At 64.5% G+C, this 17,453-nt stretch carries 20 protein-coding genes; 7 read left to right on the forward strand and 13 right to left on the reverse strand.

Annotated features, from left to right (window positions below):
- Window positions 1-418 (reverse strand): porin (locus tag ABT24_RS12720; RefSeq protein WP_286737954.1); only part of this gene is annotated, 418 nt, incomplete at its 3' end.
- Between the two features lie 188 nt (window positions 419-606).
- Window positions 607-1,053, reverse strand: a complete 447-nt coding sequence (locus ABT24_RS12725; RefSeq protein ID WP_276729642.1) for an OsmC family protein — start codon at window positions 1,051-1,053, stop codon at window positions 607-609.
- A 74-nt stretch (window positions 1,054-1,127) separates the two neighbouring features.
- On the opposite strand from ABT24_RS12725, the gene ABT24_RS12730 reads away from it, so the two are divergent.
- The gene (locus ABT24_RS12730) at window positions 1,128-1,358 is read left to right on the forward strand and encodes a CCDC90 family protein (protein ID WP_276729644.1); all 231 of its coding nucleotides are present in this window, start codon (window positions 1,128-1,130) and stop codon (window positions 1,356-1,358) included.
- Window positions 1,359-1,658: 300 nt separating this feature from the next.
- On the opposite strand, the gene ABT24_RS12735 is transcribed toward ABT24_RS12730, so the two are convergent.
- Window positions 1,659-2,138 carry a YqaA family protein gene (locus ABT24_RS12735; protein ID WP_013124296.1) on the reverse strand — a complete coding sequence of 160 codons (480 nt, stop codon included), beginning with the start codon at window positions 2,136-2,138 and terminating at the stop codon, window positions 1,659-1,661.
- Between the two features lie 61 nt (window positions 2,139-2,199).
- Here ABT24_RS12735 and ilvA point away from each other — a divergent pair, with 61 nt between their 5' ends.
- Window positions 2,200-3,750 (forward strand): threonine ammonia-lyase, biosynthetic, encoded by a 1,551-nt coding sequence (ilvA, locus tag ABT24_RS12740; protein ID WP_276729647.1) that lies wholly within the window; start codon window positions 2,200-2,202, stop codon window positions 3,748-3,750.
- A gap of 54 nt (window positions 3,751-3,804) precedes the next feature.
- On the opposite strand, the gene ABT24_RS12745 is transcribed toward ilvA, so the two are convergent.
- The 5 genes from ABT24_RS12745 to ABT24_RS12765 all read right to left on the reverse strand — a co-directional run bounded on the left by ABT24_RS12745 (window position 3,805) and on the right by ABT24_RS12765 (window position 8,691).
- Window positions 3,805-5,832, reverse strand: a complete 2,028-nt coding sequence (locus ABT24_RS12745) for an esterase-like activity of phytase family protein (RefSeq protein ID WP_276729649.1) — start codon at window positions 5,830-5,832, stop codon at window positions 3,805-3,807.
- Window positions 5,833-5,913: 81 nt separating this feature from the next.
- A complete protein-coding gene (locus ABT24_RS12750; protein ID WP_276705838.1) occupies window positions 5,914-6,540 on the reverse strand; it encodes a DUF4136 domain-containing protein in 627 nt (208 codons plus the stop codon).
- A gap of 18 nt (window positions 6,541-6,558) precedes the next feature.
- Entirely contained in the window at window positions 6,559-7,473 is a 915-nt protein-coding gene (gene ttcA / locus ABT24_RS12755; RefSeq protein WP_276729650.1) for a tRNA 2-thiocytidine(32) synthetase TtcA, read from the reverse strand.
- Window positions 7,470-7,871: a dihydroneopterin aldolase gene (locus ABT24_RS12760; RefSeq protein ID WP_276729651.1), complete on the reverse strand. Its 402-nt coding sequence runs from the start codon at window positions 7,869-7,871 to the stop codon at window positions 7,470-7,472. The genes ttcA and ABT24_RS12760 overlap by 4 nt, the downstream gene beginning before the upstream one ends.
- A gap of 10 nt (window positions 7,872-7,881) precedes the next feature.
- A complete protein-coding gene (locus ABT24_RS12765) occupies window positions 7,882-8,691 on the reverse strand; it encodes an SDR family oxidoreductase (RefSeq protein ID WP_276729653.1) in 810 nt (269 codons plus the stop codon).
- An 18-nt stretch (window positions 8,692-8,709) separates the two neighbouring features.
- Here ABT24_RS12765 and ABT24_RS12770 point away from each other — a divergent pair, with 18 nt between their 5' ends.
- The 4 genes from ABT24_RS12770 (at window position 8,710) to ABT24_RS12785 (ending at window position 11,291) form a co-directional block, all read left to right on the forward strand.
- A complete protein-coding gene (locus ABT24_RS12770; protein WP_276729655.1) occupies window positions 8,710-9,942 on the forward strand; it encodes a class I SAM-dependent methyltransferase in 1,233 nt (410 codons plus the stop codon).
- 8 nt (window positions 9,943-9,950) lie between these two features.
- Window positions 9,951-10,142 (forward strand): DUF2905 domain-containing protein, encoded by a 192-nt coding sequence (locus ABT24_RS12775; protein ID WP_423837804.1) that lies wholly within the window; start codon window positions 9,951-9,953, stop codon window positions 10,140-10,142.
- Window positions 10,143-10,262: 120 nt separating this feature from the next.
- Window positions 10,263-10,661 carry a DUF2000 domain-containing protein gene (locus tag ABT24_RS12780; RefSeq protein ID WP_276729698.1) on the forward strand — a complete coding sequence of 133 codons (399 nt, stop codon included), beginning with the start codon at window positions 10,263-10,265 and terminating at the stop codon, window positions 10,659-10,661.
- A gap of 3 nt (window positions 10,662-10,664) precedes the next feature.
- Window positions 10,665-11,291 carry a LysE family translocator gene (locus tag ABT24_RS12785; RefSeq protein ID WP_276729657.1) on the forward strand — a complete coding sequence of 209 codons (627 nt, stop codon included), beginning with the start codon at window positions 10,665-10,667 and terminating at the stop codon, window positions 11,289-11,291.
- On the opposite strand, the gene ABT24_RS12790 is transcribed toward ABT24_RS12785, so the two are convergent.
- Window positions 11,214-12,083, reverse strand: a complete 870-nt coding sequence (locus tag ABT24_RS12790; protein ID WP_276729659.1) for an AraC family transcriptional regulator — start codon at window positions 12,081-12,083, stop codon at window positions 11,214-11,216. The two genes, ABT24_RS12785 and ABT24_RS12790, sit on opposite strands and share 78 nt — an antisense overlap.
- 84 nt (window positions 12,084-12,167) lie before the next feature.
- Window positions 12,168-13,385 (reverse strand): MFS transporter, encoded by a 1,218-nt coding sequence (locus tag ABT24_RS12795; protein WP_276729662.1) that lies wholly within the window; start codon window positions 13,383-13,385, stop codon window positions 12,168-12,170.
- 118 nt (window positions 13,386-13,503) lie between these two features.
- Between ABT24_RS12795 and ABT24_RS12800 the strand changes: the two genes are divergently transcribed.
- Window positions 13,504-14,445, forward strand: a complete 942-nt coding sequence (locus tag ABT24_RS12800; protein WP_156053625.1) for a LysR substrate-binding domain-containing protein — start codon at window positions 13,504-13,506, stop codon at window positions 14,443-14,445.
- On the opposite strand, the gene ABT24_RS12805 is transcribed toward ABT24_RS12800, so the two are convergent.
- The 3 genes from ABT24_RS12805 to ABT24_RS12815 form a co-directional block, all read right to left on the reverse strand.
- Window positions 14,363-15,277, reverse strand: a complete 915-nt coding sequence (locus ABT24_RS12805; RefSeq protein WP_156053626.1) for a DUF3014 domain-containing protein — start codon at window positions 15,275-15,277, stop codon at window positions 14,363-14,365. The genes ABT24_RS12800 and ABT24_RS12805 overlap by 83 nt on opposite strands.
- 81 nt (window positions 15,278-15,358) lie before the next feature.
- The gene (locus ABT24_RS12810; protein ID WP_276729664.1) at window positions 15,359-16,744 is read right to left on the reverse strand and encodes a glycerate kinase type-2 family protein; all 1,386 of its coding nucleotides are present in this window, start codon (window positions 16,742-16,744) and stop codon (window positions 15,359-15,361) included.
- 21 nt (window positions 16,745-16,765) lie between these two features.
- Window positions 16,766-17,453 (reverse strand): NAD-binding protein (locus ABT24_RS12815; protein ID WP_286737959.1); only part of this gene is annotated, 688 nt, incomplete at its 5' end.

Genomic DNA, 17,453 nt, shown 5'->3' on the forward strand with positions numbered 1-17,453 from the left:
TGTAGTTGAACGAGACGAAACGACCCATCTGGAAGGTGCCAAAGCCGCCCTTGAGGCCAATGATGCTCAAGCGCCCCATGAAGTTTCCGCCAGAACAATAGCTGCCGCCAGCCTGATATTGCGCGCCTTGGCTGGTGCCTTTGTAAACAGAGTTGCCGCCTGAATCATTGCCATTGGCGCAGAATCCAGTTTCAGCTGTGAAGAAGGCGCTGAGGCCACCGCCCAGATCTTCCGTACCCTTGACGCCGATGCGAGAAGTGGACTGCCCACCAGAACCGAGACGGTTTACGCTGGTGTTGTCATAGCTCAGATGCTCGACACCAAGGTCGATGATTCCGTAAAGCTGCACTTTGTCAGCTGCCATGGCGGCACTGCTGAATGTTCCGAGTAGGGCCATCGCCAATAGGGTTTTTTTCATTGCCATCTCCAGATTGCGGTTTGAAATTGATTGATTAGAAATGGGCGTCTAGCGCGCCTCAATTCAAATTTACCGTGTGTGATCCGGGCGTCTGATGAATTAATACTGGCGCATGTATGTTTGAGGTATCGATTTGTATCTTCCGCACAACATACCTGACGCTGACGATGGCCAATACCCTACGTGGACTATCTGATTTCAACGCTGAACGTCATCGTCGCCGTCTTTTCCAGCATGGCGCTGGCCGAGCAATATTTGGTGTGCGAGAGCTCGACAGCGCGGCGAACCATGTCTTCGCGCAGATTCACCCCTGTCACGACAAAGTGCAGATGAATGCGGGTGAACACCTTGGGGTCGGTCGCGGCGCGCTCGGCCTCGAGCCGCACGGTGCAGCCGCGCACATCCTGCCGCCCCTTCTTGAGGATGTAAACCACGTCGTAAGCGGTGCAGCCGCCGGTTCCGGCAAGCACGACTTCCATCGGCCGCGGCGCGAGGTTGTGGCCGCTGGGCTCGCCAGGTGCGCTGGCCGGGGCGCCGTCCATGCGTAGCGTGTGGCCGGTTTCGGTGTGGGCGGTGAAGGCCATGCCGTCGTTGCCTTGCGCGTCTTTTCCTTCCCATTGCACGGTGCATTGCATCGCTGTTTCTCCTGTTTCCTATTGATGGGTGTTGCGATTGTCGGCGGTTCTGCAGGGTGCCTACAATTGTTTGCATGGCTACCGTGACCTTAGACACGCACAAATTCATTCGCAAATTGTGCGTATCGGGCATGCCCGACGCTCAGGCCGAAGCGGTGGCTGATGCTTTTCGCGAAGCGCAAGGTGAGGCAGATCTGGCCACCAAACCGGATTTACGCGAACTCGAACTGCGGTTGACGATCAAAATCGGCGGCATGCTGGTGATTGCAGTCGGCGTGCTAGCTGCAGTGCTGAAATTGCCTTAAACCCGAATTTCGTTGACTCGCGTCAATTTCGATGTGGGTGACAAAGACGCGCAAAGGCAGATTCCCGCCGAAATCCAGAAAAATTCAATTATTTTTCAATGACTTACGCATCGAATAAGTGAATGCTTATTTAACAATACCATGATGCACGGATGGGCTATGCAAGATACATAAGCATCCTCTAATATTGCATCACGCGTCGAGTTTGACGCACCAATTGTCTCCTCCACCTCCTCCTTTGGTGGATTCTTACCCGGGCCGATGTTCACCATCCGCCCGGGTATTTTTTTGTCCGGTTTTTCATAGCGCCCAAGCCAGACCTGCCACAGTGATGTAGCGCAGGCTGCGGCCGAGCAGCATCCACGCGGCGCAGGCCCAGGCGTTGATGCGCAGCCAGCCGGCCACGACCACGAGGGCATCACCGATACCAGGCACCCAGGCGAGCACGGTGATGGGCGCGCCCCAGTGGCGCACTTGCGGCGCCCAGCGCCAAGCGTCGGGGGTCTGCCAATGGCGCACCCAGCGGCCGAGCGCGTAGGTGGTCATGCCGCCGAGGGTATTGGAGGCGGTGGCGACGAGCACAGCCAGCATGGTGTGTTGCGGCTGCGCGGCAATCACCACCAGCAGCACGGCTTCGGAACTGAAGGGGATGAGGGTGGCCGCCGCAAAGCTGAGCGCCGCCAACACGTAAAGCCCTCCCGGTCCGGAAGCGGACTGCAGCAATTCATGCCACATACCGAGGGCGGCGCCAGCCCAATCGGGCGGCATCAGCACTGCCATGCCTGCAAGGTGCGATCAGCGGGGTTCATAGAATCGGTTCTTTTGCTCTGGGAAGATCCAAATGGCCGCGAAGCATACCGACTATCTGCAGCGTATTTTGAACGCACGGGTGTATGACGTGGCGATTGAATCGGCGCTGGAGCCTGCGCGCAATCTGTCGCGCCGCCTGCACAACAAGGTGCTGTTCAAGCGCGAAGATACGCAGCCGGTGTTCAGCTTCAAGCTGCGCGGGGCGTACAACAAGATGTCGCGGCTGACCGAGGCCGAACGCAAGCGCGGCGTGATTTGCGCGTCGGCGGGCAATCACGCGCAGGGCGTGGCGCTGTCGGCGCACCGGCTGGGTTGCCGCGCGGTGATTGTGATGCCAGCTACCACGCCGAAGGTGAAAATCGACGCGGTGCGCGCCTTTGGCGGCGCCAGCGTGGACGTGGTGCTGCAGGGCGACAGCTATAGCGACGCTTACGCCCACGCCCTCACGCTGCAAGACCAACAAGGGCTGACTTTCGTCCACCCCTTCGACGACCCGGACGTGATCGCGGGCCAGGGCACCATCGCCATGGAAATTCTGCGCCAGCACCAGGCGCCGATTCATGCGGTGTTTTGCGCCATCGGCGGCGGCGGGCTGATCTCGGGGGTGGCCGCTTACATCAAGGCGGTGCGGCCGGAGATCAAGGTGATCGGGGTGCAGACGGTCGATTCCGACGCCATGCTGCGCAGCTTGCAGACGGGTCGCCGGGTCACGCTGTCTGAAGTGGGGCTGTTTTGCGACGGCACGGCGGTGAAGCAGGTGGGGCGCGAAACCTTCCGCCTGGTGCGCGATCTGGTGGACGATTTCGTGGTGGTCGATACCGACGCGGTGAGCGCCGCAATCAAGGACGTGTTCGAAGACACCCGCAGCGTGCTGGAGCCCTCTGGCGCGATGTCGGTCGCGGCCGTCAAGGCCTATTGCGCGCAGCATCAGCTCAAGGGCGAAACCCTCGTGGCCGTGACCTGCGGGGCGAACATGAATTTCGACCGCCTGCGCTTTGTCGCCGAGCGCGCCGAGGTGGGCGAGGCGCGCGAGGCGCTGTTTGCCGTGACCATTCCCGAAAAGCCGGGCAGCTTTCGCCGCCTGTGCCGGCTGGTGGGTGCGCGCAATGTGACCGAATTCACCTATCGCATCAAGCGGCCGGAAGAAGCGCATGTGTTCGTCGGCCTGACGGTCAACGGCCGCGAGGATGCGCAGAAAATGGCGCAGGCTTTCGAGCGCGCAGGCTACGGCGTGCTCGACCTGACCGACAACGAACTGGCCAAAGTGCATGTGCGCCACCTCGTCGGCGGCCCCGCGCCGCGTGGCGCGCAGGGGCAGAGCATGGCGGAAAACGAGCGCCTGCTGCGCTTCGACTTTCCCGAACGACCCGGCGCACTACTGCGCTTTCTCGACGCGCTCAGCCCGGACTGGAACATCAGCCTGTTCCACTACCGCAACCAGGGCGGCGACAGCGGCCATGTGCTGGTGGGCATTCAGGTGCCGCCCGCAGATAAAAAGGCGTTCAGCCAGTTTTTGCAGCAACTCGGCTATCACTACACCGAGGAAACCGACAACCCGGTGACGCGGTTGTTTTTGAATTGAAAAACTCCCGCCTGTGCAAATCGCTCAGGCGGGAGTTTCATGGTTTAGCCGCGCTCAAGAGGCGTAGTCGAGCACCGGCTTGGGCAGTTTGATGAGGAACAGGCGCGAAGGCGTCTCCCACGGTTTGCCGCGGATGATGCGATAGGTGTAAGCGCCCGGAGCGGTGCACTTGCCCGTACCCGCCAGGATCTGGCCGCTGGCGTCCATTTCGCAATCGTCACCTTTGAGGATTTCGCCGTTCGGGCCGACGATTTCCGCCGCAAGGCCGAAGTCGTTGTCGTTGGCCACAGCAATCGTCTGCGCGTCCACCAGGGCCATGCCCTCGGTCTTGCCGGATACCCAGCCAAAGCCGCTGCCTTCGACCATATCGAACAGCAGGGTCTTTTTCACCGGGATGATGCCGCCGTCGGTCAGCGCCTTGAGCGAGGTCTGATACTCGGGCTCCAGGCCGTTGATGGTCTTGCCGGTGAGGTCGGTCGCGCCGCTGAGGTCGATGAGGAAGATCATGTTGTGATCTTTGCCATCGGCTTGCGTGCCGCGCTCGATGATGAGGTAACGGTTGTCGTCGAGCGCCACGAGGTCGCCGATCTTGGCGTCCTTGTTTTTGCTGTAGGGAACGGCCCCGCTGGCATCGGTGAGGGGATACGCAAACATGCGGGTGCCGCCGCCCGACTGAATTTGCACCAGGCGGGTGAACACCGCTTTGGTGGTTTTCTGCGTTTTGCCGTTGCTGTCTTTGGCGTCATCCATCTTGAGAATGCTCTGCACGCCGGCCAGCAGATTGCCGTTGGACGCAAGCGCAATGGCTTCGATGCCGCGGTTGGGTTGGCGATACTTGACGATGTCGGGCAGGCCGCTGCCGGGCGCCAGCTTGGTCTCGATCTGGCCGCTGGCGGCGTTCACCTTGAACACGAAGGGGCCGTACTCGTCGGTCATCCACAGCGACTTGCCGTCGGGCGTGGCCGTCACGGCTTCGGGGTCGATGCCGTGCACGTCAAATGCGATGCCGCCCTGCGCGTTTTTGAGAATCTGCAGGGTGTCGCTGACCGGCGTTTCACCCGTCGATCCGACCGTGCCCGGAGGAATGGGGCGGCCGCTCATCGCAGCGCCGTCGAGGTCCTTGAGCGGGGTGGTGCTTTCCAGCGTGGCGCGACGGTTGCCCTTGCCGGTGCCCACAGTCACCACGCCAAACTCGGGATTGAATGCGGGCGCGGGAAACGACTTGGTCGCGGTGGTGCTGCCGTCGGCGTTTCGCAGGTCTGGCGAATCTCCGTTAGGGCCGCGATCCGTTATCACCCAGAACTGCAGATTGCCCTGCTTGTCCACGCCCTTGAGAGCCAAACCCGAGCCCAGGCTGATGGGGAAGCCTTTGGGGAACTCGGCCTTGATGTAGTTCTGATTGCCGGGATAGGGCACGTTGAACCGGCTCTGGCTGCCGATGGCGTACTTGCTCACGCTGAGCTGCGCGCCCTGCGCCGCGCCCGCGCCCTGGTAAGTGAAGGTGCTGGTGACGGTGCGGCCAATCAGCGAGAGCGAGTCTTCGAGGTGCGCCTTGGCGTAACGCGGATCGGTGAGGCTGAGCTTAAGATCGGCGAGTTGCTGCTGGAACAGGGCGGTCAGTTGGGTGCGGTCGGACAGATCGCACTTGATGTTGGCAAATCGCTGGCGCACCGCATCGCGAATGACGATGCCGTTGTTCGGGTCGCGGTCGTCATCGAGCGCCTGCAGCAGTTGCGCGGTGTTCTGGGTGCGGGGGGCGTCTTCGCCCTGTCCATCGAGGTCGCCCAGCGCCACCACATCGGCGCCCTTGGCACGACCCAGCAAGACGCCGCCGAGCTTGAAGGTGACGGTCTCGCCGGATTTGTAGAGGAACTGCCCCGCCGCGTTGGTCTGGCGCGGGGTGGCATTGCTATCGGTGGTGTAGTCCACCCCGGCCACGGCGGAGTCGAGAAAGACCCCGGTTTGCACTGCGGCCTGCTGGTCAGGCGGGTTGGACGCGGTGGTGGTACCCCCGCCGCCGCAGGCTGACAAAGAGAGTGCCGCGGCAACCGCCAGGGCTAAAGCAGATTTGGGAAATTGCATGGCTCGACTCGCTCAAAAGAGAAAGTCGAGACCATAAGTTGCAAATGTGACATTTTGTTTAATGTGCGATCCGTTCCGCCCTCAGCGCGGGAACAGCACCTTGTGCTCGCCGTACTCCGAAGGAAATCCACGCAGCACGGCCTGCGCCAGCGGCAGGGCCACCGAGGCCAGACCGCGTTCGTAACCGCCGGTGCTGGCGTGCGACTGCCAGATCAGCGCGCCAGTGGCGGTGTCGCGGATTTCGAGCGAGAGACTGCGCTCGTAATAGTTGGGCGGCGGCATCCAGCCGAACATGCCGCCTCCCCAGCCGCCCCAGCCTCCGGGAAAATACACCGCGCCGTTGGGCAGTAGCACGGGCGGGGGCCAGACCGAGGGGCCGTAGGTAGCTTCGAGATCGAGACGCACGGTGTAGGCGTAGCGCGCGGTATAGGGCGCCGGCGTGCCCAGCAAGGGCACCATGCCGGCCTGGGTCATGGCGTCGAGCACGGCGGTCTGCAGGGTGTAGGCATCGGCGCTGTCGGCATTGCCGGGCGCGGCCTGCACCTGCACCTTGGCGCCCACCAGCGCTTGCGGCGCGGGGTTGGGGGTGACGACGGTGGCGCGCAAATCTGTCAGGCTAGCGCAGCCGCCGAGCAGCAGCGCGGGCACCAGCAACAGGCCGATACGGGCGGAATGCCAAAGGCGGGTTAGGCTGTTAGGTGAGCGCATGGCCTGTTCTCCTCTACTTCAAAACCATTGGACGGATTGTGCGCGCGGGAGTTCGCCTGCGCCGCTGCAAGGTTCCGCATCAAAGGCGATGTCGCCCATCGGGTCGGGCACACCCGTGGCCCGCAGGCTCGCGAAATCGAACAGGCTGCGGTCGGCCAGGTGCGAAGGCACCACCTGCGTGAGCGCGTTGAACATGGTCTGCGCGCGGCCCGGAGATTCGCGTTCCCACTGCCGCAGCATCGCCTTGACCTGTTTGCGCTGCGCATTCTCCTGGCTGCCGCACAGGGTGCAGGGAATGAGCGGAAAGGCGCGCAGCTCGGCCCAGCGCTCCAGGTCGGCCTCTTCAACATAGGCCAGCGGCCGGATGACCACATGCCGTCCATCGTCGCTCACCAGCTTGGGCGGCATGCCCTTGAGCTTGCCGCCGAAGAACAGATTGAGGAAAAAGGTTTCGAGGATGTCGTCGCGATGATGGCCCAGCGCGACCTTGGTGGCGCCGAGCTCACCCGCCACACGGTACAGAATGCCGCGCCGCAGCCGTGAACACAGCCCGCAGGTGGTCTTGCCCTCGGGAATGATGGACTTGACGATGGAATAGGTGTCCTGCTCCTCGATGTGAAAGGGCACGCCGCGGCTCTTGAGATAGTCGGGCAGCACATGCTCGGGGAAACCAGGCTGCTTCTGGTCGAGGTTGACGGCGACCAGGTCGAAGTCGATTGGCGCGCGTTCACGCAGACTCAGCAGGATGTCGAGCATGGCGTAGCTGTCCTTGCCGCCGGACATGCAGACCATCACCCGGTCGCCCTGCTCGATCATGTTGAAGTCGACCACAGCCTGCCCGATGAGGCGGTGCAGCCGCTTGGAGAGCTTGTTGTTCTCGAACCCGGCCTTGTGCAGCGAGCGGTAGGTGGCGGCGGCTTCGGCGGGAATCATGGCTGCAAATCCTTCACATGGAACACCTCCACGCCCACGCTCTCGCAATCGGGATAGACGTCGGGCTTTTCGGTCGACACCCGCACGGCCTTCACCCGCGGATGTTCGAGCATGATGCGCGCCACGTCGTCGCACAGGGTCTCCTGCAGATGAATGTGGCCGCGGGCAATGCGCGCGGCGATGACGCTGCGCATGAAGTCGTAGTCGACCACTTCGTCGAGCTTGTCCTGCTGCGGCGTGGACATGGCCAGCGGAATGAACAGATCGACATTGATGAGCACGCGCTGCTCGGCCCGTTTCTCGAAGTCGTGCACGCCGATGTTGATGTTGACCTCGTAGTTCTGCAAGAACAGGCGGCGGCAGGCGCGCAAGGCGGGGTGCGACAGGGCACTGAACATGATGGGATTCCTAAATTGAAGGGCTGGCCTGCTCGCGCACGGCGAACAACACATCGCGCCCGGTACCTGCCAGATGCTGGCCGCCATCGACCAGCAGCGTGGTGCCCGTCATGGCGCGGGCCTGCAGCGCGAAAAGCACGGCCTGGGCCACGTCTTGCGGCGTACTGCCGCGCTGCAGCGGGGTGCGGCTGTGCACACGGGTGAACTCATCTTCGGTCATCGGGCCTGAAGGCAGCATCAGGCCGGGCGCCACCCCCACCACCCGCAGCGTGGGCGCCAGCGCCTGGGCCAACGCCACCGTTGCGGCCTGCAGCGCCGCCTTCGACAGGGTGTAGGAGAGATAGTCGGGATCAGGGTTGCTCAGCTTCTGGTCGAGCAGATTGACCACGCAGCCCTGCGCATCTCGCGCACGCAGATGCGCATGCAGCGCCTGCGCCAGCAGCACCGGCGCGATGGTGTTGACCTGGTAATGCTGCTGCGCCGCCTGCACGCTGAAATGCTGGGCATCGTCGAAGGCGAACAGGGCGGCGTTGTTCACCACGGCGTCGATCCGCCCCAGCGCCGCCACCGCCTGCGGCAGCAGGGACCGAACCGCGGCGGGGTCGAACAGGTCCGCGCGCACGGCATGCGCACGGCCGCCCAAGGACCGCACCTCGGCGCAAACCTCCTCGGCGGCCTGGGCCGAGCGGTGGTAATGCACCGCCACATCCCAGCCTTGTGCCGCAACATGCTGGACGATTTCCCGCCCCAGCCGGTGCGCGCCGCCGGTCACCAGCACGCAGGCTCGTGAACCGTGGGATGGCGAGGCATTGGGCTGCATGCTTTCTAGAATGAACAGATGAACGAACAGCCGACAAGTCTACCGGCACCCGCCCCTCTGGCGCTGGAGCGCAGCGCGCAACTCCTGGCGCAATTGCGGGCCGCGCTGCATGCGGGCGGCGGCTGGCTGCCTTTCGATGCCTACATGCAGCAGGCGCTCTATGCCCCGGGGCTGGGCTATTACACCGGGCAGGCGGGCCAGTTCGGCGACTTCGGCAGCGACAGCGACTTCGTCACCGCGCCCGAACTCTCCCCGCTGTTCGGCCGCACCCTGGCCACTCAGGTGGCGCAAGTGCTGCAGCACCACGAACTGCACACCGTGGTGGAGTTCGGCGCGGGCTCGGGTCGGCTCGCCGCCCAGGTGCTGGGCGAACTCGATCAACTGGGCTGCGCCCCTCGGCAATACGCCATTGTGGAAGTCTCGGGCGCACTCAAACATCGCCAGATGGACACCTTGCGCCACGCCGTGCCCCACCTGTTTGAGCGCGTGCAGTGGTGGCCTGCCCTGCCCGAAACCTTCGAGGCCGTCGTCATCGGCAATGAAGTGCTCGATGCGATGCCCGTGAAGCTGCTGCACAAGCACGCCAACGGCTGGATGGAGCGTGGCGTGGCGCAAGAGGGCGACGACCTGGTCTTCGCCGACCGCGCCACCACCCTGCTGCCCCCCGCGCCCGAAGCGCAGGCGCTGCCCATGGGCACCGTAACCGAGATCCACCCCCAGGCCCTGGGCTTCGTGCGCACCCTGGCCGACCGGCTCTCGCGCGGCGTCGCGCTGTTCATCGACTACGGCTTCCCCCAGCACGAGTACTACCACCCGCAGCGCCACATGGGCACGCTGCAGGCGCACTACCGCCACCGCGTGCTCGACGACGTGCTGCTGTGGCCCGGCCTGGCCGACCTCACCGCGCACATCGACTTCACCGCCATCGCGCTGACCGCGCAAGAAGCCGGGCTCGACGTGCTCGGCTACACCAACCAGGCCCATTTCCTGATGAACTGCGGGCTGCTCGACCGGGTTGCCGACGCTCTGGCCGCCGGCCCCGAACCCGTAGCCCCGAGCAGCACCGCCGCCCTATGCGCCACCACGGCCGCGTCCGGCGGCTCGCATTACCTGCGGCAGACCGCCGCCGTCAACAAGCTGTTGGGCGAGAGTGAAATGGGCGAACTGTTCAAGGTCATCGCCCTGGGCCGCGGGGTGGACGCGCACGCCCTGCGCGGCTTCGCGCGCGGCGACCGCACGCATACGCTGTAGAGTCGATCATGCGCTGGCTGATCATTTTCATTCTCGCGTCCATCGTGTTTTCGGCGCTGCTGCCGCATCTGCGCCGCTTCGGCATCGGCCGCATGCCGCTGGACTTCACCGTCAAACTATTCGGCCGGGAATGGCTTTTTCCCTTCGGCTCCAGCATCCTGCTGTCTTTCCTCGCCTACGTCATCGCGCGGCTGGTGTAGAGGCGGCGAAAAACGCAACTGCATTCAAGACGCCTTGTGCGTGATTGAGTACGGTTTCCCACTGACGGAAGCTGCAAGCCTTGCAGCCCGATTCGTGCGGAGACTCTCTTGAAAAAATGCGTGTTGATCATGGACGGCAGCTTGCCCGTCGGTTTGGTGGCGAACACCGCCGCGGTCCTTGCCATGAGCCTCGGTCGGCTCCACCCCGAGCTGATCGGGGCGGACTTGCCCGATCAAGACGGTCAGATTCATCCGGGCATCACCACCATCGTCCTGCCCGTTCTCAAAAGCCAACCGGAGCAAATGGCGAACATTGCCCGACGCGCACGAGAACTGCCCAGTAGCGAGGTTCTGGTGATCGACTTCACCTCCTTGGCACAGCAGGCAAAAACCTACGGCGATTACCAATCAGCCTTATCCGCAACGCAGGCAACCGCGTTGCGCTATGTCGGTCTGTGCCTGTTTGGCCAAGCAGCACACATCAAGTCGTTGACCGGCAGTCTGCCCCTTCTTCGGTGAGCCATGTTGAACACGCCTGATCTGATTGCGCTGGTTCGAGAACTCGCGTTGCCTTTGGCGGGTTTCGCCGTGGTTACTTCGGCATCTCCCGGCCCGGTCAATGTCATTGCCGCCACATCCGGAGCGAATTTCGGCTGGCTGCGCACCTTGCCGCATGTTTTCGGAGCCACGTTGGGCTTCACTTCTCTGATTCTTGCGATGGGGTTTGGCTTGGACTCCGTCCTGCGTCACACCGCTTGGCTGCACATGGCGTTGAAAGGGCTCGGGGCGACCTTTCTCACCTACATCGCCATCAAGCTATTTATGGCACGGGCAGACGCCACGGCCAGCGCACGATTGCGAAAAGCCCCTTCGGCACGACAGGGACTGCTGGCGCAGTGGACGAACCCGAAGGCCTGGATTGTTGCGGCCACTGGCATCGCAACCTATACACGCACAGGCGATGCCTATATCCCAAGCGTCCTGCTGCAGGGCGTCATCTTCACCTTGATCTGCTTGCCATCCATCGGCGCATGGGCGCTCTTCGGGCACGCTGCGAAACACCTGCTTGCCTCACCCAAGGCGATTCATCATTTCAACGTCAGCATGGCTGTCTTGCTGCTGATCTCCATCGTCGGCGTGTTCTTTTGAGAAATGCTCCGCAGAAGGGGCCTGTCGGTTCAGGCTCTGGAACCGTCCTGGTGTCACACCAAACACCTGTTTAAACGTGCGGGTGTAGTGAGGTTGATCTGAAAAATGCAGGGCATGCGCCGTCTGCGCAATGGTCAGGCCGGAACGCAAGAGGTGACGGCTTTTAAGCGCACGGAGTTGCCGCAAATAGGCTCCTGGCGTCAGACCAACCTGCTGCCGGAATGTGCGAATCGCATGCCAGCGTGTGTGTTGGGTTGCGCTTTCAATTTCCGCAAGGACCAGAGGTTCGCTCCACTGTTGATCCAGCGACTGACGCAGTGCATTGGAGGGTGGACGGGCCGCGCCAGGGGATGCTGTACGCAACCTGGCGGCGAATGCCCGCAGCCACTCGCCCAGAGACACGTCAGGCGACATCACCGCGCGAGCATCAGAACCGATGGCAAAGGCCCATTCACCGTCCACCCAGACCCGCTTTCGACCGGCGTGAATCAATCCGGGCAATTCGGGTGCATGGGCCTCCAACACGTGCGCCGCAACGTAAAACACCCTGTATTCAACGGCCTCGGCTGTTGGAAGACTTTCATGCACCTCGAAAGGCGGGATGGCGAACACGGCTCCAACCGGTGCAAGCTGCATTTCGCCGCGAGACTTAAAGGTGCAGTTCCCTTTGACCACAACGCCGAACGACCAGGCATCGTGAAAGTGCGGCTCCAAACCCCGTCCGTCCATGCGGGCCTGGATCTTTTCCACCTCGGTACATGGATCCGCGTTCCAGCGGGTGATCTGTTTCATTGTGTGCTCGCTGTCTTTCCAAGAGCGGCGAGAACCGCCCCAAGACGTTGCCGCCAAAAATCGTACTGGAAGCAAGGATAGCGATCAAACGGTTGCTGTGATGGGTGTTGGTTTCCACAACCGCCACGCCGCCGCGCCGATGGCCAACTGAGCGATCAGCACCAGCGCCACGCACCCGGCCCAACCCGCGTGCGCCCAGACCCAGGCCGGGCCGAAAGCGCCGACGCTGCCGCCCACGTAGTAGCACAGCACATACAGCCCAACGGCGGCTGACCGCGCCTGGCCCGCCAGCGCGGGCACCTGCGCCGTGGCCATCGACTGCGCGATGAACACGCCGCCGGAACTCAGCGTCAGCCCCAGCACGATGGCCCACACCGGACTGAGCAGGGTCAGCAACATGCCCCCGCTGCCTAGCACTACCGCGGCGACGAACACCCGGCGCTTGCCAAACGTCCAGGCCAGCTTGCCCGCCAGCGGCGTGGCCACCATGCCCACCAGATACACGGTGAACAGCAGGCTCAGATCCTTGAGGTCAAAGCCATAGGGCGGCGCCGCCAGATGAAAACTCACATAGGTGAAGGTGCAAACCTGCGAGAACAGAATGCCAAAACCGATGGCATAGGTGCCGAGCAATTTGGGGTTGCGCAGATGCAAGGCAAACCCAGACAGCGCCGCGCGCACCCCGCCGCGGCTTGCCACAAACCGGCGCGATGCGGGCATGCCGCGCGCGATCAGCAGCAGAAACAGCAGATTGATCGCCCCCAGCACCACAAAAGCCCCCTGCCAGCCCGCGTGCGCGGTGACCATGCCCGCGATGAAGCGTCCGCTGAAACCGCCAGCCACCGAGCCCGAGATATAGAGCGCGGTCACTGCTGGAACCTCGGAGGCCTCCCATTCCTCGCTGATATAGGCCACCGTCGCGGTGAACACGCCGGGAATGCACAAGCCTTCGATGGCCCGCCAGATCAGCAGGCCGTGCAGCGAAGTGGCCGTAGCCGCCAGCAGGGTAGACAGCCCCAGCCCCGCGAGCGACACCAGCAGCACCCGCTTGCGGCCGAAGCGGTCTGCCGCGATGCCTGAAAACGGCGCCGCCACCGCGACCGCCAGGGTGGTGAAGGTGATGGTCAGGCTGAGCTCGGCCACGCTGGCGTGGAACACCGACTGCAGGCTGGGCAGCAGCCCCTGCGTGACGTACATGGTGAAAAACGCGCACATACCTGCCGCCGTGACGGCGGCGCGGCGCAGCCACTCGGGCGGGCCTGCGGCATCCTGAAGCGGCGGGGACAAGGCGGTGGTGGACATGGTCGGGATGATTCAGGGGCGAGACGGCGAAGACCAGCAGGCCCTCTCACATCACAGCTTAAGTCCGCCTTTTTGATATGTGAAATATCATTTTCTAAAACTTTGATCTGTTTTCGATATGGACTTGCGCCATCTGCGCTACTTCGTCGCCGTGGCCGAAGAGCGCCACTTCACCCGAGCCGCGCAGCGCCTGCACGTCTCGCAACCGCCGCTGAGCCAGCAGATCCAGGCGCTGGAAGCCGAGCTCGGCGTGCCCTTGTTCACCCGTGGGCGCGGCGGAGTGCAGCGCACGGCCGCCGGCGACGCCCTGCTGCCGCTGGCGCGCAGCATTCTCGACGCGGTGGAACACGCCGTTGCGCAGACCCGGCAGGTCGGCCGCGGCGAGACCGGCAGGCTGGCGGTGGGCTTTGCCGGCTCGATGCCCTTCACCGATGTGATGCCCCGGCTGCTGCGCGACTTTCGCGCCGCCTGGCCGCAGGTCGCGCTCGATCTGCGCGAGCAGCCTTCGCAATCGCAGATCGACGACCTGCTCGCGCACCGCCTCGATCTGGGTTTCATCCGCACCACGCAATTGATGCACGACCCCCGCCTGTCCACCCTGGTGGTGCAGCGCGAGCCCTTGTTGGCCGCTCTCCATGCCGACCATCCCCTGGCAGCGCGGGCCAGTCTGCGCCTGAACGATCTGCGCGATCAACCCTTTGTAATTTACAGCGCCAGCCTGGGCGCAGGTCTGCGGCAACAGACGCTGGCGCTGTGCGCCCAGGCGGGTTTTAGCCCGCACATCGCGCAAGAAGTGCACGAGATGCCCACCCTCATCGGGCTGATCTCGGCCGGATTGGGCGTGGGCATCGTCGCTGCGTCGATGCAGCGCGCCCAGTTGCCCTGGGTCGCCTACCGGCCGCTGGCCGATGTGCAGGCCAGCACCGAGGTGCTCTTGGTGTGGCGGCGCGATGACCCGCAGCCGCCGCTGCGCAACTTCATTGCGCAGGCGAAGGCGCTGTTGCCGCAGGCTGCATCTGCGCCCGCAAATCCTGACGGAACTGACGCAGCCAGTCCTTGACCGCGCGCTCGTTTTCCAGCCCCATGCGCATGAGGATTTTCTGCCCCGCCGGGGCGGCTTCGAGCGCCGGGTCGGCATAGGTGTAGAGCACCTTGGGCTGGCGCAACAGCACCGCACCCTGCGGCTCGGGTGCCTGCAGCAGATTGGCGATCACGGCCAGCAGGCGGTCGTTGAAAGCGCTTTTGGGATGCCCCAGCTCGCGCCACGCCTGCTCGCACAGCGGGTAGAGCTGCACATAAAGCTGCGCGGCGCGCTGCGGTGAGATGGCGGTGAGCATCTGCACATAAGGCGCATAGCGGCGGGCATTGTCCGGCGCGATGGCCAGATCGACCCCCTGCCCCGTGGTGCGCAGCACGCCGGGGACGGGATGCACCGGCCAGACCTGCTGCGGCACGGTCTGCCGGGTCAGGTTGTCCACCGTGGCGACGAAGTGCAGGATGAGATGGCGCGGCACCAGCCAGGCCAGCCCAGGCTTGCCGAGCAAGGCGCCGAGCTCTTGCAGCACCGTCGCATCGCTGTGGTGCAAGGCGGGCAGCGAGGCCGTGCTGGCGGGCAGTTGCAGCGGCGCTGATGCCACCGGGGCCACCGAGGCCGCAGGCTGGGGCGCACTGCTGGGCGCGGCGGCCGCGCTGCTTGTCTTTGCGGGGGCGGAGGCTGCCGTGGGTACAGCGGCCGTATGGCCCATCCAGGCCTGCGTCCACTGTTGCAGACGCCCGCGGTTGGCATAGCCCAGCACGGCCAGCGCCACGATCAACAACACGGCCACCAACCAGCCCACGCGGCGTGGCGGCGGTGGACGCAAGGGATCGTTGGACGGGGCAGACTGCGGCATGGCGACCTCCGGAGAACATGTCGCCTCAGTATGCCAGCATGCGCTGTAAACAGGTTTTACCGCGGGGCTTTTACGAAGGAATCAAAGCACCAGCACGGCGCGGAAATCGTTGACGTTGGTGTAAGTCGGCCCTGGCACCAGCAGGTCGCCGGTGGCGGCGAACAGGGTGTAGGCGTCGTGGCCGTCGAGCACGGCGCGGGGGCTCAGCCCGGCGGCGCGGGCGCGGGTGAGGGTGTCGGGCGTGATCCAGGCGCCGGCGTTGTCTTCGCTGCCGTCGATGCCGTCGGTGTCTCCGGCCAGCGCCCAGACGCCCGCCTCGCCGTCGAGGGCCAGCGCCAGGGCGAGCAGAAACTCGGTGCCGCGCCCGCCCTTGCCGGGCGTGCTGCCTTTGGCCACGGTCACGGTCGTCTCACCGCCGGAGAGGATGACGCAGGGCTTGGCGAAAGGCGTGCCGTGACGCGCCACGCTGCGGGCCAGCGCCGCATGCGCCAGCGCGATGTCGCGCGATTCGCCTTCCATGTCGTCGGCCAGGATGTGCGCGGGCAGACCCGCCTGCGCGCAAGCCTCTGCCACGGCTTGCAGCATTTGCCGCGGGGTGGCGATGAGTTCGACGCGGTTGCCGCTGAACACGGGGTCGCCCGGCTTGGGCGTCTCCAGCGCGCCGCTCAGCAGCCCGGTGCGGATGCTCGCGGGAATGTCGATGCCGTAACGCTCGATGATTTCCAGCGCCTGCGCGCAGGTGGTGGGATCGGGCACGGTGGGGCCGCTGGCGATGGTGGCGGGATCGTCGCCGGGCACATCGGAGATCAGCAGCGTGAGCACCCGTGCGGGCGCGCAGGCGGCGGCGAGCCGTCCACCCTTGATGGCCGAGAGGTGCTTGCGCACGCAGTTCATCTCGCCAATGGTGGCGCCGCTCATCAGCAGCTCGCGGTTGATGCGCTGTTTGTCGGCCAGGCTCAGCCCCGCGGCGGGCAGAGGCAGCAGCGCCGAGCCGCCGCCGGAGATGAGGCAGACGACGAGATCATCGGCGGTGAGAACGCCCCCCACGCTCGCTTGCGCTCGCTGCCCCCCGAGGGGGCTCTCCCCGCCTTGAGGCGGCTCGGCGGCGGTGAGACCCTGGGTGAGCGCCAGCATGCGCCGCGCCGCCGCTTCCCCTGCGGCGTCGGGCACGGGGTGCGCCGTTTCGACCAGTTCGATGCGGCCCGGTTTGCCGCGCAGCGCGGGGGGGACATAGCCATAGCGCGTCGCGACCAGACCGGAAATCGGCGCGTCTTGCGGCCACAACGCGTCGAGCGCCTCGACCATGGCGCCGCTGGCCTTGCCCGCGCCGATCACCAGGGTGCGGCCCTTGGGCGGCGGCGGCAGAAACGGCGCCATGACTTCGCGCGGCTGCGCGCGGGCCACGGCCACGTCGAACAGGGCACGCAGAAAGGCGACGGGCTGGTCGGCGGCGCTGGGCAGGGTCATGGGGCAGTCGCAGCGGTCGTCTCAGGCGTCCGGCGCAATGGTGTGGTGGCTCATCAGCTCCACCGCACGGCACAGCGCGGAGTGATCGAGCCCGTCCATGCCGTTGGCGGCGCAGGCCGACATGAGTTGCTGCGCCACGGCCGTGTTGGGCAGCGCCACGCCGAGTTGCTTCGCACCCGACAGCGCCAGGTTCAGATCTTTCTGGTGCAGGTTGATGCGAAAGCCCGGCTGGAAAGTGCGCTTGACCATGCGCTCGCCGTGCACTTCGAGAATGCGCGACGCCGCGAAGCCGCCCATCAGCGCCTGGCGCACCTTGGCCGGATCGGCCCCGGCCTTGCTGGCGAACAGCAGCGCCTCGGCCACGGCCTGGATGTTGAGCGCGACGATGATCTGGTTGGCCACCTTACAGGTCTGACCATCGCCATTGTCGCCGACCAAGGTGATGTTCTTGCCCATGAGTTTGAACAGGGGCTCGATCTTGTCGAACACCTCCTGCTTGCCGCCCACCATGATGGTCAGGCTCGCGGCCTTGGCGCCCACTTCGCCGCCGGAAACCGGCGCATCGAGATACTCGCAGCCCAGCGCGTTGATTCTGCGGGCAAAGTCCTTGGTTTCCACCGGGCCGATGGAGCTCATGTCCACCACGATCTTGCCCGGCGTCAGCCCCTGGGCCACGCCATCGTCGGCGAACAGCACCTTTTGCACATCG

The sequence above is a fragment of the Thiomonas sp. SCN 64-16 genome, from assembly GCF_001725585.1.
GTDB classification, from domain to species: domain Bacteria; phylum Pseudomonadota; class Gammaproteobacteria; order Burkholderiales; family Burkholderiaceae_C; genus Thiomonas; species Thiomonas arsenitoxydans.

Coding starts and splice junctions, on each gene's coding strand:
- ABT24_RS12725 (WP_276729642.1), bottom strand. CDS start 1,053: ATGCAATGCACCGTGCAATGGGAAGGAAAAGACGCGCAAGGCAACGAC.
- ABT24_RS12730 (WP_276729644.1), top strand. CDS start 1,128: ATGGCTACCGTGACCTTAGACACGCACAAATTCATTCGCAAATTGTGC.
- ABT24_RS12735 (WP_013124296.1), bottom strand. CDS start 2,138: ATGGCAGTGCTGATGCCGCCCGATTGGGCTGGCGCCGCCCTCGGTATG.
- ilvA (WP_276729647.1), top strand. CDS start 2,200: ATGGCCGCGAAGCATACCGACTATCTGCAGCGTATTTTGAACGCACGG.
- ABT24_RS12745 (WP_276729649.1), bottom strand. CDS start 5,832: ATGCAATTTCCCAAATCTGCTTTAGCCCTGGCGGTTGCCGCGGCACTC.
- ABT24_RS12750 (WP_276705838.1), bottom strand. CDS start 6,540: ATGCGCTCACCTAACAGCCTAACCCGCCTTTGGCATTCCGCCCGTATC.
- ttcA (WP_276729650.1), bottom strand. CDS start 7,473: ATGATTCCCGCCGAAGCCGCCGCCACCTACCGCTCGCTGCACAAGGCC.
- ABT24_RS12760 (WP_276729651.1), bottom strand. CDS start 7,871: ATGTTCAGTGCCCTGTCGCACCCCGCCTTGCGCGCCTGCCGCCGCCTG.
- ABT24_RS12765 (WP_276729653.1), bottom strand. CDS start 8,691: ATGCAGCCCAATGCCTCGCCATCCCACGGTTCACGAGCCTGCGTGCTG.
- ABT24_RS12770 (WP_276729655.1), top strand. CDS start 8,710: ATGAACGAACAGCCGACAAGTCTACCGGCACCCGCCCCTCTGGCGCTG.
- ABT24_RS12775 (WP_423837804.1), top strand. CDS start 9,951: ATGCGCTGGCTGATCATTTTCATTCTCGCGTCCATCGTGTTTTCGGCG.
- ABT24_RS12785 (WP_276729657.1), top strand. CDS start 10,665: ATGTTGAACACGCCTGATCTGATTGCGCTGGTTCGAGAACTCGCGTTG.
- ABT24_RS12790 (WP_276729659.1), bottom strand. CDS start 12,083: ATGAAACAGATCACCCGCTGGAACGCGGATCCATGTACCGAGGTGGAA.
- ABT24_RS12795 (WP_276729662.1), bottom strand. CDS start 13,385: ATGTCCACCACCGCCTTGTCCCCGCCGCTTCAGGATGCCGCAGGCCCG.
- ABT24_RS12800 (WP_156053625.1), top strand. CDS start 13,504: ATGGACTTGCGCCATCTGCGCTACTTCGTCGCCGTGGCCGAAGAGCGC.
- ABT24_RS12805 (WP_156053626.1), bottom strand. CDS start 15,277: ATGCCGCAGTCTGCCCCGTCCAACGATCCCTTGCGTCCACCGCCGCCA.
- ABT24_RS12810 (WP_276729664.1), bottom strand. CDS start 16,744: ATGACCCTGCCCAGCGCCGCCGACCAGCCCGTCGCCTTTCTGCGTGCC.